This is a genomic window from Dorea sp. Marseille-P4042 (genome assembly GCF_900290215.1).
GTDB classification, from domain to species: Bacteria; Bacillota; Clostridia; order Lachnospirales; family Lachnospiraceae; genus Dorea; species Dorea formicigenerans.
Window position 1 is genome coordinate 363,473 of sequence record NZ_OLMI01000003.1, and the last position, 12,991, is coordinate 376,463.

The 12,991-nt window shown below is 36.4% G+C and carries 15 protein-coding genes and 2 pseudogenes; 2 read left to right on the top strand and 15 right to left on the bottom strand.

Going from position 1 to position 12,991, the window contains the following annotated elements; all coding sequences use genetic code 11:
* Positions 1-18: 18 nt before the first annotated feature.
* Genes C7E02_RS15160 through C7E02_RS15170 form a run of 3 tightly spaced genes read right to left on the bottom strand, consistent with a single transcriptional unit; the run spans position 19 to position 4,821 of the window.
* Positions 19-2,850, bottom strand: a complete 2,832-nt coding sequence (locus tag C7E02_RS15160; protein WP_105310023.1) for a ligand-binding sensor domain-containing diguanylate cyclase — start codon at positions 2,848-2,850, stop codon at positions 19-21.
* The gene (locus tag C7E02_RS15165) at positions 2,840-4,120 is read right to left on the bottom strand and encodes a sensor histidine kinase (RefSeq protein ID WP_105310024.1); all 1,281 of its coding nucleotides are present in this window, start codon (positions 4,118-4,120) and stop codon (positions 2,840-2,842) included. The genes C7E02_RS15160 and C7E02_RS15165 overlap by 11 nt, the downstream gene beginning before the upstream one ends.
* Positions 4,117-4,821: a LytR/AlgR family response regulator transcription factor gene (locus C7E02_RS15170; protein WP_105310025.1), complete on the bottom strand. Its 705-nt coding sequence runs from the start codon at positions 4,819-4,821 to the stop codon at positions 4,117-4,119. The genes C7E02_RS15165 and C7E02_RS15170 overlap by 4 nt, the downstream gene beginning before the upstream one ends.
* A gap of 518 nt (positions 4,822-5,339) precedes the next feature.
* Here C7E02_RS15170 and C7E02_RS15175 point away from each other — a divergent pair.
* Together C7E02_RS15175 and C7E02_RS15180 are read left to right on the top strand one after the other, a co-directional pair.
* Positions 5,340-6,482, top strand: coding sequence for a tyrosine-type recombinase/integrase (locus C7E02_RS15175; protein ID WP_105310026.1), 1,143 nt, complete (start codon positions 5,340-5,342; stop codon positions 6,480-6,482).
* A 245-nt stretch (positions 6,483-6,727) separates the two neighbouring features.
* Positions 6,728-6,901 (top strand): annotated as a pseudogene (locus tag C7E02_RS15180) (IS1182 family transposase); the annotation flags it as partial.
* 451 nt (positions 6,902-7,352) lie between these two features.
* Here the strand turns inward: C7E02_RS15180 and C7E02_RS15190 are convergent.
* The 12 genes and pseudogenes from C7E02_RS15190 to bcp form a co-directional block, all read right to left on the bottom strand.
* Complete coding sequence (locus tag C7E02_RS15190) at positions 7,353-7,562, bottom strand: DUF6462 family protein (protein ID WP_105310027.1); 210 nt, start codon at positions 7,560-7,562, stop codon at positions 7,353-7,355.
* A 53-nt stretch (positions 7,563-7,615) separates the two neighbouring features.
* Positions 7,616-7,876: a hypothetical protein gene (locus tag C7E02_RS15195; protein WP_242978907.1), complete on the bottom strand. Its 261-nt coding sequence runs from the start codon at positions 7,874-7,876 to the stop codon at positions 7,616-7,618.
* Positions 7,877-7,888: 12 nt separating this feature from the next.
* Positions 7,889-8,128, bottom strand: coding sequence for a hypothetical protein (locus tag C7E02_RS15200; RefSeq protein ID WP_029732248.1), 240 nt, complete (start codon positions 8,126-8,128; stop codon positions 7,889-7,891).
* A 605-nt stretch (positions 8,129-8,733) separates the two neighbouring features.
* Positions 8,734-8,889 carry a hypothetical protein gene (locus tag C7E02_RS20710; protein WP_227086063.1) on the bottom strand — a complete coding sequence of 52 codons (156 nt, stop codon included), beginning with the start codon at positions 8,887-8,889 and terminating at the stop codon, positions 8,734-8,736.
* A gap of 24 nt (positions 8,890-8,913) precedes the next feature.
* Positions 8,914-9,069: a rubredoxin gene (locus C7E02_RS15215; protein WP_105310029.1), complete on the bottom strand. Its 156-nt coding sequence runs from the start codon at positions 9,067-9,069 to the stop codon at positions 8,914-8,916.
* Between the two features lie 90 nt (positions 9,070-9,159).
* Positions 9,160-9,534: a desulfoferrodoxin family protein gene (locus C7E02_RS15220; RefSeq protein WP_105310030.1), complete on the bottom strand. Its 375-nt coding sequence runs from the start codon at positions 9,532-9,534 to the stop codon at positions 9,160-9,162.
* Between the two features lie 27 nt (positions 9,535-9,561).
* On the bottom strand, positions 9,562-10,518 hold the full coding sequence (locus tag C7E02_RS15225; protein ID WP_105310031.1) for an L-lactate dehydrogenase: 957 nt from the start codon (positions 10,516-10,518) through the stop codon (positions 9,562-9,564).
* Between the two features lie 15 nt (positions 10,519-10,533).
* On the bottom strand, positions 10,534-11,076 hold the full coding sequence (rbr, locus tag C7E02_RS15230; protein ID WP_055156848.1) for a rubrerythrin: 543 nt from the start codon (positions 11,074-11,076) through the stop codon (positions 10,534-10,536).
* A gap of 42 nt (positions 11,077-11,118) precedes the next feature.
* Positions 11,119-11,256: pseudogene (locus C7E02_RS20550) on the bottom strand (rubredoxin-like domain-containing protein); the annotation flags it as partial.
* Positions 11,249-11,656 (bottom strand): Fur family transcriptional regulator, encoded by a 408-nt coding sequence (locus C7E02_RS15235; protein WP_105310032.1) that lies wholly within the window; start codon positions 11,654-11,656, stop codon positions 11,249-11,251. The pseudogene C7E02_RS20550 and the gene C7E02_RS15235, both read right to left, overlap by 8 nt.
* A 127-nt stretch (positions 11,657-11,783) precedes the next feature.
* Positions 11,784-12,533, bottom strand: a complete 750-nt coding sequence (yaaA, locus tag C7E02_RS15240) for a peroxide stress protein YaaA (RefSeq protein WP_105310033.1) — start codon at positions 12,531-12,533, stop codon at positions 11,784-11,786.
* Positions 12,533-12,988, bottom strand: a complete 456-nt coding sequence (gene bcp / locus C7E02_RS15245) for a thioredoxin-dependent thiol peroxidase (protein ID WP_105310034.1) — start codon at positions 12,986-12,988, stop codon at positions 12,533-12,535. Before bcp ends, yaaA begins: the two co-directional genes overlap by 1 nt.
* Between the last annotated feature and the right edge of the window lie 3 nt (positions 12,989-12,991).

Genomic DNA, 12,991 nt, shown 5'->3' on the forward strand with positions numbered 1-12,991 from the left:
GAAATTTCGCAATTTTTGCTACAATATATTAATTTTCCCTTTTACAAATTCTGCCTCTGCTTTTTTCTCATCCATTAATCGTACCTCTTCGCATCGGCTGATCAGGCTGTCCATATCTTCCTGATTTATCCGGTTATTGTAGATACCTCCAACAGCCAGTGACAATCTAAGTTTTCTTTCTTCCCCTTTGTGTAAAAATTCTTCTTTTATTGTCATAATATACCGGTCCAGTTCCATCGGTTCGAAGAATACAAGACAAAACATATTCTCTAATAACCGATATACTTTTGGTTGTTTTTCCTGACATTTTTCTGCGATTTCTACTGCACAGCGGAGGATTTCTCCTGTCTGCAGCACTCCCAGCTTCTGCTCAATATAACGAATATGATTCACACTGAACAGTACAACTGCCGTTACCTGTTCCATATTCATTTCCTTTTTGTCTTCCTCGAACAGATTCCGGTTATAAACACCTGTCACCATATCTCTGTAGGCCAGTCTTTCCATCATCTCTTCTTTTTCTTTCTGATACTTCATGGCAAGTTGTTTATTCATTCTTTTTTCTTTATATCGAAGCAGTAAGACAATACACATTGCAAATATCAGTCCGGCAGAAATGAAAAGCAATACCTGAACTTCCGGTCTCTCGATCATTTTTTCCATCTTATGCATCGGTATGACAATCTCTCCAAGGCACTCGCCATTATCTGGACTGAAAATTCTGAAGTGGTACTCATAATCCCCACCTTTTAGATTCGTATAACTGATCTCACTCTTACTTCCATTCTCTATGATCGTTTCGCTCTGATCCGTTCCTTCCATATAATAGCCAATATCATAATCTTTATAAATATAATTGATACATCTCACATCTATCGTAAGACGGTATCCTCTAGAGGGAAGTATATATTTTCCATCTTTTTCTTCCAGATTCTTCCCGTCCATCTGAAGATTATAAATATACACTTTCATATCCGGATGCTCTAATTTTCTGGTCAGATCAATGGAGGCAAGTCCGTCACTGCCACACATATACAGCACCTGATCATGTATACAATTCCAGGCATTTGCAGTAAAATCAATTGGAAGACCGTCCTGTCTCTTGTAATGCACCAATGAATCATCACGTCCGTTCAACAGATCCGATTCGTTGATCCTGAACAATCCATTGGATGCATAGACGAGAGCATCTCCACTATCTATGAGATTCATAGATAATACATTTGACATGCCAATATCTCTAATTTCCGTTATCTTCCCGTCTTCAGACAAAAAATTAATTCCTATTCCGGATACAAACCAAATGCCATGTAATTTCTGGGAAGGAACAACCTTCATTACAATATTCGAAAGAAGCCCTTGCTGCTTTGTGTATACTTTTTCAACTGCATCATCCTGAATCACATAGACTCCATGTCCATCTGTTGTGACATAGATTTTTCCATCTTCTGCTTCTCTGACGTCCAGAACCCGAATGTTATTTAAGTCGGCTTTATCATCCAACAACTGGCTGACTTTCTTTTCTTTATTTATAAGGTACACTCCTTGTTCCGTACCTACTAACATATCTCCATTCTTTCTTTGACAGGTACAGCGAATCTGATTTGTTTTTAAACCACTGTTGTCTGTATTCAGCACTGATACCATCCCATTTGCATCCATGACTTTCAGACCATGATAATAGGTGGACACCCACAGATAATCTTCCCGGTCTTTGTAAATCTGCCGGATTCTGTCACCCTTGCATGACTGAGTCAGATTGTTATCTACCGGCTCCTTATTCCGGAAACAATAGATTCCATCATCACATCCGACATATAAATCATCTTGATAGTATTCTATGCTGTTTACGGTTTTTTCAATTCCCAGATACATTCCCAGATTTGAAAACATGTTCTCAAATACCTGCAGGATTCCCTGGCGTGATGATACGAACCAATAATTCCCTTCATAATCAATACATGCCTCTTCTACAGAATCTGTTAAAGGAATATCCAGTTTCTTCAAATTTCCTTCCTCCATCATTCCTATTCCGGAGTCCGTACATACCCAGTATGTCCCTTCTTTCAGTTCGTACATGGAGTTGATACATTTTAATCCCGGATCTTCATAAATATGTTCAACCTGTCCCTGCATATCCAATTCCAGAATCTGTTCTCCCGATGTTCCGATAAAAAAACCATGATCAGAGCTTTTTATACAACAACGAGGGAGACCTGCCCCATCCAGTTCCGGGATATTTATTTTATTTGTCACATTATCTTCTATCAGATAAATATTTCCAGCTTTGCTAATTGCTATGATTTTCCCTTTCTCTATTTCTGTGATGGATATGATGTCTTCCGCATTTAATGTTTCAACCACTTTGAGTTTCCCATCATAGATATATAATCCTTCTTTCGTACCGACCCATACTTTGTCAGAAGAGTCTACTAATATTTTATTTATCGTATATGCGGTCTCACTCACTTCTCCCGGATCGATCAGTGTAAATTCCTTGCCATCAAAGGTATATAATCCTTCTCCATTGGTAGCAATCCAATATGTCCCCTTTGCATCCTGCTCAATATCATTAACCGGCAAGGTTTTTCCGTTAATCTGATAATTTTTGAATTCCGTTCCGTCGTATCGCTGTAGCCCTGAATAACCTCCAATCCACAAAAATCCTTCTTTCGAAGCCAGAACACAATTCACCGAACTTCCGTCCAGTCCGTTTTCTGAATTGAACTTTTTGAACTGAAAATATTTTTCATAAGCACTTGTCTCTTCTGCCAAAACTGTATTTCTGTTCAGTAACAACAGACAGACAGCTACCAAAAAAATGATCCACTTTGACTTCTTATTTTTCATATTCTCCCTTTCCTGTAAATATGATTGCAAGCTGCATCGTCTGGTTTTCTTCGATCACTGAGATATAGCCGTCATATTTTTCTGCGGTCTCCCGAATACTGGTCAGACCGATTCCATGAAATTTCTTATTACTTTTATCCGTTGAAAATCTTCCTTTTGACCGTTCACCGGATACCGTATTTCTGATATACAGCATCACGTCCTGCTGATTAATACCAGCTTTAATCTGTATTGTTTTCGGACCGGTTTTTATCTTTTCGCAAGCTTCAATCGCATTCATAATCGCATTTGAAAAAATAATACTGATATCATTTTCTGCCATGAACGAAAAAGTCCCTTCCGAAATCACCGCTTTAAATTCAATTCCTTTTTCCTGCGTGATCCGTCTGCTGCTAAATAACAACATATCCAGTGCCGGACAACCTGTATGATAGAACCGGGACATGGACTGAAGATTTTCCTGCATCGGAGCGAATACTTCTTTTAATCCTTCTGTATTTTCGTAAATCATAATCTGATTTTTCATATCATGATACATCTTTCGTATCTTCCGCTGTTCTTCTTCCAGAGTTGTATAATATTCATAAGAATTGGTCCGGATAAGTGATCCTTCCACCTGGCCTTTTGTTTCCTGAACTTTATAAACAAGAAAAATGTATATCAGATCATCTACAAATATAAAAAGAATACTAAGCAAGATATGCTTTACCGGCAATTCTAATTTATTAGAATAAGTAAAAAAAATACTTGTATGTAATCCGATTATTTCCTGAATAATTTTTGCACTTACAAGCAGCCATAGAACTTTTTTTGTCTTTGATTTTGTATGAAATACCTGATATATATATGTCAACAACAAACCCACCAGACACATAACCAATAATAAATTAACTAATGTCTCATCGTAGAACTGTTGAATATCCAGTCCTGATTTTTCTAGATGCCGTCCGAAAAAATAAACACCGATTAATTCCGTAAGGATCATCAACAGTACATAGCCGATTACTTTCATAGCCATACTGGACACTTCCTGCTGTTTCTCACCAAGTGCCAATATAATTCCCTGAATCAGCATTAGTAGAATTAATAAGATATCAAAGCGTTCAAAACAGACCGCACCAACTATTGTAAATAGGATGTTAATACACCCAATCATCAGATTCTTTTTGATTATAATTTCTTTCAAATCTTTCCGGTTGACATTGATAAATAAGTATAATCCCAATAAGAGTAAATTCCCTAAAAATACCAGTATCATATGATTCATCATAATACTTTACTCCAATATCTTGCATATTCTTCCTGAAAACCTTTCCATTTGTACCTGCTTACCGGTACTTTATAACCTCCTTCAAGCACGATTTCTATTTTGTCATATCGGACTATCTTGTTCATGTTAATGATGTAGCTTTGATGAATCTGGAAAAATCCTTTGCCTTTTAACATCTCATCAATATCCTTTAATGCACCTCGATACCTATATGTATCGCTTTTGCAGTAAATCCAGATTTTTCCTTTCATGCCTTCTACATATGTGATGTTCGGGATTCGGATCCGGTAATTTCTATTTTGAAAGCTGATGGAAAGTTCATTTTCCGAGCTATACAGCTCCTGTTGTATGGACTGTAATGTCTCAATTAAATCTTTCTCCTTCAGTGGTTTCAAAAGATACCTGTAAGCTTTTACTTTGAAGCTCTCAAAAACGAATTCATCATAGGCTGTAACAAACACAATGATCATCGACTGGTTTTCTTTTCTGATCATTTTGGCAACATCCAATCCATTATATCCGGGCATCTCTATATCCAGAAAAAGAAGATCGATATCACTTAAATTTGCCTGTAATAATTGTTCTCCACCTTCGAAACAGTTGATGTGTATTTCCTCATCGCTGTCAAAATAAAATCGGTTTATTACCTCTTTCATAAACAAACAGATTTTCTTTTCATCATCACATATCGCAATCCTCATATCCCCTTCCTCCTTCCAACTATTAAAAATCCATCATTTCTTTCACCATCATACACAGCAACAGAATTAGAATAATTTGAATTCTGCTTCATCCCAGATATCTTCTATCTGCTATTTTGAAAGCTTCGATACTTGTTCAACATAATTGTTGCGCATCGTTTTATTCTAGTATTGGTTCCGTATACTTTTGAACAAGTTCACAATATCCTTTTATATGACATTTACAACATGAATAATTTAATATAAAATGTACATTTTAAATAACAGGGATAACACTAAATTCAAGTAGAATACCCATGTGTCGCAGAGTATTGCACTCTGCGACACATAAATCATCTATTCTGACATTATAATAGCTCTTTTGAGAGCGATATACAATCTTTTTTTGACTAAAAATATTGTTGTTTGATAACAAATACATATAAAATACAGTGTTTGACTGAATTTTCAAGAAAAATTTCATTTTTCAGCAGTCATATGCACAGTCAGAGAAATATCATGCCAGGGAGGTAACAGTAATGGCAAAAGGTGAGAATATTTTTAAGAGAAAAGATGGAAGATGGGAAGGACGTTATATAAAAGGATATGATAATAATCATAAAATAAAATATGGTTTTTGCTATGGCCATTCTTATCGTGAAGCGAAAGAAAAAGTAACATATGCAAGGTCTAAATTGTATAATCAAGCAACGCAAAAAGGTGAGGCATATTCTAAACTCACGCTGCTTCCGATGAAAGAGATATGTAATAACTGGCTTGATATTAATAAGAATAAATTAAAACAATCGTCCTATTCAAAATACAGTACAATCATTGAAAAACATATTATTCCGGAATTTGGTGATCATATTATCACTGCAATTACGACAGACAATGTTGCAAAGTTCACGAACCGTTTGCTAGAGCATGAACGCCTGGCAGTAAAAACGGTTCGTGATATTTTGTTTGTACTACATTCTATTCTTATTTATGATTGTGAACAACGTAGTTTTCAGGGAGAAATAATTAAAATTGTTTATCCCAAAGAAGAAAGAAGAGAATTACGTGTACTGAATCAAGGGGAACAGTTAAGATTAATGAATCATCTTGAAACCGATACAGATCTGTATAAACTAGGCATTATGATTTCGCTTACTACAGGACTTCGTGTTGGAGAAGTGTGTGGATTACAATGGAAAGACATTTCTTTAGATAAGCGTATATTGCATGTGAAATCTACAGTCCAACGAGTAAAAAATCAATCTGAGGATAGTGAAAAAAAAACAATTGTAAGGATTGGAACACCTAAAAGTAAAAGTTCCATAAGGACTGTTCCATTGACAGATGGGATTGTAAAGTACTGTAATCAATTGAAATCCGAAAACCAATTCACATTTCTTTTGACTGGAACCACATCTTTTGCAGAACCCAGAATTTTACAGAGACAGTTGACGAAATACTATAAAGAATGTGGTATAGCAGATGCTCATTTTCATACACTCCGGCATACTTTCGCAACTAGATGTATTGAAGTTGGCTGTGATGTTAAATCATTAAGCGAAATATTAGGACATTCCAACACTTCTATTACGATGAACCGATATGTTCATCCGGATTTGAATTTAAAGAGAGAAAATATAAAAAAATTGGAAGAAGCTGGATTTGGCTGCGCAGTCAAATAAGCAGTCAAAAAATTGAATAACCGTAGATAAAATAAGAGAAGAATGCCCATGTGTCGCAGAGTGCAATACTCTGCGACACAATATTGTTATTAACGCAAAAAGGGGCTGTGAAAAAAGAATAGTCCCGAAAAAAAAGAAAGACCAAGAGTTTATAATGAACTCAAGGTCTTTCTTTCTGTTATAATTAACTTGTGAAAAAAATTAATAACATAATCTATTCTAACCCAAAACAGGCAGTTTTGCCAATGCTAATTCAAGATTATTTGGACATCTGTGATCCAGTGCTGACTTTTGATAGATTTATGGGAGAAATCGAACTGGAGAAATATCTGAAAAATATTCCTCAACATGATACAGGAAGACTCAGATATGACCCGGTCAGCATGCTGAAAACAGTTTTGTTTCGATTTACGATCTCAGATATGGTCTGATTCAAATAGTTTTTACGGATGTTTGTTAATCTGTGATTTCGTTTTAATAAAAGTTTTTCCTTTTTGATTACATTATTGGTTTTGCAGTAACTTTCCCCTTTCTTATTCTTCTCGTAAGAACGAGAGATACTACGCTATAATCTGCGATTCTGTTTTTCTAGTTTCTTTACTTTCTGACTCTTGGATCGTATAACTCCCCACTTAGCATTTTTTCTTTTTCAGTCATTTCCAATAGCCTCCAAATTTCGATTGAGATTTCACCTGTTTTACATTTTAAAATTTACTGTAGCCTTTCCGCAGAGCTCTGCCCCGCAGATCTTTTCTTGTCTGTGCCATAAAAATCCTCTTTCAAATAAAGGAAGGACTACATATTATTCAGGTCTGTTCAATACTTTTTCCAGTCCCTATTTTTCGTCCTTCCACAATTTTTTTCTGTTCCCTACGCAATCCGAAATGTCTCCAGATATTTTTCAAATATCTCACAGTTGACAAGAGCAACCTTTTCAATCTTATACACTACTTTAGCCTCTTTCACCAACTCCTGGAATTTCGTCAGTCCAATGCTATAAAGCTCTGCTCCTTTTTGATAGCGTACAAATTTTTTTGCTAGTTTCTTTGTTTTCTCTACATCTTTACGTGCGTATCCCATACACGGCACCTCCCGTTTTGCATGAAAAAAGCAACTAACCTATTTTTCATAGACTAACTGCTCGTGTTAAATTCCATATTCAGTTTTATTCTACAAATCCGAAAGTGAAACATTCCATAACGTCTGGATAATGGCTCTATTTCATGGGTTTGAAGACTCGGATAACCCGGATCAGCCGACAACAGCTTTAAAGCCTTTCCCCATTTTTTATACAACTGTTCTTCCTTCTTTTTTATATTACCGGAACGATATTTCTCCTGCAGATCTAACCAAAGTTCCTGCATTTCAGGAATTCCCATTCGTATATTAAACATCTCTTATTCCTTTTAAAAATCTGACAGGTCAATAGCCGGGGAAACATCGCCTCTCTTAAAGTTACTTACTGCACGATCCATATCTGCCAGAGTTCTGGCTGAAACGCTCTCTGGCACTGCCAGTTCCCGAGGTTCCAGAATAATGCATCCATTTCCGTATTCTTTTACATTGTAATACTGATAAGCAGCTCCTCTGAGCGTAATTCTTTTTTTGTTATCCAGATGGGCAACATAATCTTTCATTACTTCCATTACCAACACCTCCAACGCAAGCATTTGTGTGGGAAATCCCACCTCTTATTATTATAATACGCTTTTCTATATTATCTGTCGATCTACTTTTACTTACTCCTGATACTTGAAAAATTCATGCACCGGCAGACGGCAAGTGGCAGATAGAATATCTATAAAAATCTGTATTTGCTTCAATGACTATGCCACCCATCATTCTTTTAATCGAATACTATTCTCCTGCTTTTCATTTACTTGGTACTCCAACTCATTCTTCATCCGGCTTCTCACATCACGCATTGTTCGCCCGGATATTTCCTGCTCTGAATCGAATAATCCATCCCTATTTTTTAAAAGGTACTGACATATAAAATTCCAACTGTTATTTCCAGATCCCGTGTTATTTCCTATAATATCAATGGTATCTGCAAGATGAATAATCCTTGCAAACAATGGAATTTTAGTAATATTTTTTCACCATAAATACAATGAAGATTTGTTTTTTTCTCGGATAAATCTTTTTTACAATTAATGACGGAATCCTTTTTCAGTTCTTCCGAAATATATTGTGTCAAAGCATTATCATGCAGTAAAGCACACATGGCTAAATCTTGTAATTCATCACCTTAAATTTTCCAATATTCAGCCATGCATATACTTATATAAGCCACTCTTTTTCCATGTTTGTTTTTGATATTTACCAACTCTGCTTCTATACAGTCCAAAGCATAAGAACAGGCTCCTGCAAGTCCGATGATATCTATACTTAGTTCTTCTTTCATTGGTATAATCCTATCATAATACATTTATACTTCTGAGAACTGGTCTTTTCCTACAGAGCATAACGGACATTCAAAATCTTCTGGAATATCCTCCCACTTTGTACCAGGTGCAATACCACCTTCTGGATAGCCCTTCTCCTCATCGTATTCCCATCCGCAAACATCACATGCGTATTTCATTCGTTGTTCCTCCTTGTAAATATATTAATACACAGCCTATATTATTGTTATATTTGTGTTGTTCTGTAGCCTTAATATGTATAAATGCTTTTAGCATTTCCATAATCCATGCAGGTTACAATATGCATATACTTCTTCTACCTGTTCACCATCGCAGAGGCAAAAATCCGCTACCGGCTCCTGACCTGGATTTAACTGTTTTCTGTATATTCCCTGGTTTGTATTTAATGTAATCCACTCAATGAAATGTTCTTCAAGCATTGGATGTTTTGTCTCTCCGACCACGACATGAACATGACTGCCTTCTACCGTATATACAGGTACATGCTTCTCAACAGCAGCATCTGTCACTCCGGCTTTTAATTCCTGCATAGGTTCTCCGCAACAAATTACAGGTACACCCTTATCCTTTACCTTTTCAACAATGTTTCCACAATGCTTACAAATACGGTACCTTACTTCCATGCCTTTTTCTCCTTCCTTGTGTAAAATTTATAATTCAATTGTCTCCATAATCTTTTTCAATGAATCTGCAGATTCCTTAAGCTTTAACGCTTCCTCGCCACTTAAATTAATAGGTATATCCGACTCAATACCATCTGCACCTACAATAGCTGGCATACTTAACGATACTCCGTCAATATCATATACTCCATGAATCATGTGTGATACAGGAAGTATTGATTTTTCATCTCTCATAATCACTTCGCAGATTCTTTTTACAGACATTGCAATTCCATAATATGTAGCGTGCTTTTTGTTTATAATCTCATAAGCACTGTTCTTGACTGCTGTAGCTATTTCTGCCGTGTCTTCCTTGTGCTTGTAATGTCCACGCATTTCACACATTTCACTTAATGGAACACCAGATACATTGGCTGATGACCATGCTACAACTTCGCTGTCTCCATGCTCACCTACTATAAATGCATGAACACTCCTGCTGTCCACAGATAAATGCTCACCAAGCTTATATCTTAATCTGGCACTATCTAACACAGTACCCGATCCAATAACCCTGTTTTCTGGAAGTCCTGATAACTTTATGGCTACCTGAGTCAGAATATCTACCGGATTCGCAACTACAAGCATGATACCTGCAAAATTTCTCTTTGCTATTTCAGGAATGATTGACTTAAATATTGCTACATTTTTATTTACGAGATCAAGCCTTGTCTCTCCCGGTTTCTGTCCCGCTCCGGCAGATATGACAACAATTGCAGCATCAGCCACATCATCATAATCTCCGGCATATATTTTCATCGGACTCGCAAATGGAATACCATGACTGATATCCATCGCTTCTCCTTCTGCCTTGTTCTTATCTGCATCGATAAGGACAATCTCTGTAAACAAGCCACTCTGCATCAGAGCAAATACCGATGCAGAACCAACAAAGCCACAGCCTATCATTACTGCTTTTTTTGAATTAATCACTTTCTTCTTCATAATAATCTCATCTCCTTAATAATTCTCTTCATGAACTTCAAAATAGCTCTGTGGATGATTACATACCGGACATACTTCAGGCGCCTTAGTTCCTACCACAATATGTCCGCAGTTACGGCATTCCCATACCTTAACTTCGCTCTTTTCAAATACCTGTGCAGTTTCAATATTCTTAAGAAGTGCACGATATCTTTCCTCATGGTGCTTCTCAATCTCACCTACTGCCCTGAATTTTGCTGCAAGCTCAGGGAATCCTTCTTCCTCAGCTGTTTTAGCAAAGCCTTCATACATATCTGTCCACTCATAATTTTCGCCTTCTGCCGCTGCCGCCAGGTTTTCCTTTGTATCACCAATTCCTGCTAATTCCTTGAACCACATCTTTGCATGTTCTTTCTCATTATCTGCAGTCTTTAAAAACAATGCTGACATCTGCTCGTAACCTTCCTTTTTTGCTACAGAAGCAAAAAAGGTATACTTATTTCTCGCCTGTGATTCCCCTGCAAATGCCTCCTGTAAATTCTTCTCTGTCTGTGTTCCTGCATATTTGTTTGCTGCCATCTCTTTTACCTCCGTTTTCTTTACTACTTTTTCAAAATCTGATGCCGGGTGCTTGCACAAAGGACATATAAATTCATCTGATAATTCCTCGCCTACATATTCATATCCGCAAATTCTGCAACGCCATATTGTCTGACTGTCCTCTGTTTTTCCAACCTCCTGTGGCTTAGGCTTATCCATGCTGTTTCTCCTTTACCTTCTCCCTGCATTTCGGGCAAATGCCTTTAAATGAAATATCATAATCCACAAATTCAATTCCATGAGTGTTATGAATTCTTTCCAGCAAATCCGGTATTGGATCCATATCCACATCAAAAACTTCACCGCACTTTATACATCTTACATGGTAATGATTTTTCAATGTAAAATCAAATCGGTTCGGTCCATCCGGAACTTCAACCTTTCTTAATGCACCTTCCTCTACCAATATATCAAGATTTCTATATACAGTTCCTTTTCCAATTGCTGGATATGCTTCTTTTATAAATTCATACACTTCATTTGCCGTAACATGTCTTCTCATTTCGTATACAGTATTTCTTACAAGATCTTTTTGAATTGTATTTCTCCTACTTATCATTAGTCCTCCTTATTAGGATTAGTTCTTAATAAGGATTGTATACCATTATTATCTTGTTGTCAATAAAAATAGTAATAATTCTCATTATTATAAAAGCTGCCAAACTGAGCATCTTTTACCTGAATCACTATTTTATTTTGCGTTCAAATACATATTCTGAATCTGAAGATAAATCAGACCTAAACGAATATCCGAGTCTGTCAAATTTCTGAATCTCCACCGGATTTTCAATATTATTTTCCGCTATGAATCTGACCATTTCACCACGAGCCATCTTGGCATAGGTACCTTTTGTTACCAATTTATCTCCGGATAACTCACAAAATACAATCGTAATATATCTGTCCTGTGGTGTCAGATACTTTTCTATACATTTTGAGTATTCTTTTGATGCAAGATTAATGATAATCCTACTGTCATCGATTACTGAGCGGTATAACAATGCTCCCCAGTACTCATACAGATTTTTTGCATCTCCAATTCCAACCTTTGCCTGCATTTCAAGACGATAAGGAGTCACGCCATCCATTGGTTTTAAAATGCCATAAAACGCAGACAAGATTCTTAAATGATTTTGCAAATACTCAAACTGCTGGATTTCAAACACAGATGGTGCCATATATTGAAATGCAATCCCTTCATATGCTAAAACAGCCGGAGTAAGCCTGTTATAAAGATCCATATTTTCCAATCTGTTAAAGTTCTGCTCTGCAATCTTGTCATTACATTTCCAGATAGCTTTCAGTTCTTCTTTTGATTTGCTTTTCATCCAGTTTAATACTTCTGCTGTCTTATCAATATAGACAGGCAGTTCAATCGGTGCTAAGTTATCGGTATCTACAATCATCTTTTTTGCAGGTGATAAAATAATCTTCATTATGCCAATTCCTTAAGCATATTTTCAGGATCATCTGCCGCCTTGACTTTATCATTTGCCTTTATAATGATTCCCTGCTCATCAATAAGATATGTAGTTCTTACTACACCCATAGATACTTTTCCATAATTTTTCTTTTCTTTCCAGACATCATATGCTTCAATAACTTTACGCTCCGGATCTGCTAATAGCGTAAATGCCAGTCCGTATTTTTCTTCAAATCTCTTGTGAGACGCTACAGAGTCCTTGCTTACTCCGAGAATAACAGCTCCCTTCTCAGTAAACTGTGAATAACGCTCAGAAAAGCCACATGCCTGCTTCGTACATCCTGGTGTATTATCCTTTGGATAAAAATATAAAATTATTTTTTTACCTAAATAATCACTTAATTTATGCACTTCTCCGTTCTGATCCGGCAATTCAAAATCCGGTGCTTTTATTCCTAACTCTAACATTTA

Excerpts from the sequence above, each read along its gene's own strand:
- C7E02_RS15170 (WP_105310025.1), bottom strand. The coding sequence starts at position 4,821 with ATGAGGATTGCGATATGTGATGATGAAAAGAAAATCTGTTTGTTTATG.
- C7E02_RS15175 (WP_105310026.1), top strand. The coding sequence starts at position 5,340 with ATGGCAAAAGGTGAGAATATTTTTAAGAGAAAAGATGGAAGATGGGAA.
- C7E02_RS15235 (WP_105310032.1), bottom strand. The coding sequence starts at position 11,656 with ATGATAAGTAGGAGAAATACAATTCAAAAAGATCTTGTAAGAAATACT.
- rbr (WP_055156848.1), bottom strand. The coding sequence starts at position 11,076 with ATGGCAGCAAACAAATATGCAGGAACACAGACAGAGAAGAATTTACAG.
- C7E02_RS20710 (WP_227086063.1), bottom strand. The coding sequence starts at position 8,889 with ATGAAAGAAGAACTAAGTATAGATATCATCGGACTTGCAGGAGCCTGT.
- C7E02_RS15190 (WP_105310027.1), bottom strand. The coding sequence starts at position 7,562 with ATGGGATACGCACGTAAAGATGTAGAGAAAACAAAGAAACTAGCAAAA.
- C7E02_RS15225 (WP_105310031.1), bottom strand. The coding sequence starts at position 10,518 with ATGAAGAAGAAAGTGATTAATTCAAAAAAAGCAGTAATGATAGGCTGT.
- C7E02_RS15160 (WP_105310023.1), bottom strand. The coding sequence starts at position 2,850 with ATGAAAAATAAGAAGTCAAAGTGGATCATTTTTTTGGTAGCTGTCTGT.
- C7E02_RS15215 (WP_105310029.1), bottom strand. The coding sequence starts at position 9,069 with ATGAAATACGCATGTGATGTTTGCGGATGGGAATACGATGAGGAGAAG.
- yaaA (WP_105310033.1), bottom strand. The coding sequence starts at position 12,533 with ATGAAGATTATTTTATCACCTGCAAAAAAGATGATTGTAGATACCGAT.
- C7E02_RS15200 (WP_029732248.1), bottom strand. The coding sequence starts at position 8,128 with ATGGAAGTAATGAAAGATTATGTTGCCCATCTGGATAACAAAAAAAGA.
- C7E02_RS15195 (WP_242978907.1), bottom strand. The coding sequence starts at position 7,876 with ATGTTTAATATACGAATGGGAATTCCTGAAATGCAGGAACTTTGGTTA.
- C7E02_RS15220 (WP_105310030.1), bottom strand. The coding sequence starts at position 9,534 with ATGGAAGTAAGGTACCGTATTTGTAAGCATTGTGGAAACATTGTTGAA.
- C7E02_RS15165 (WP_105310024.1), bottom strand. The coding sequence starts at position 4,120 with ATGATGAATCATATGATACTGGTATTTTTAGGGAATTTACTCTTATTG.
- bcp (WP_105310034.1), bottom strand. The coding sequence starts at position 12,988 with ATGTTAGAGTTAGGAATAAAAGCACCGGATTTTGAATTGCCGGATCAG.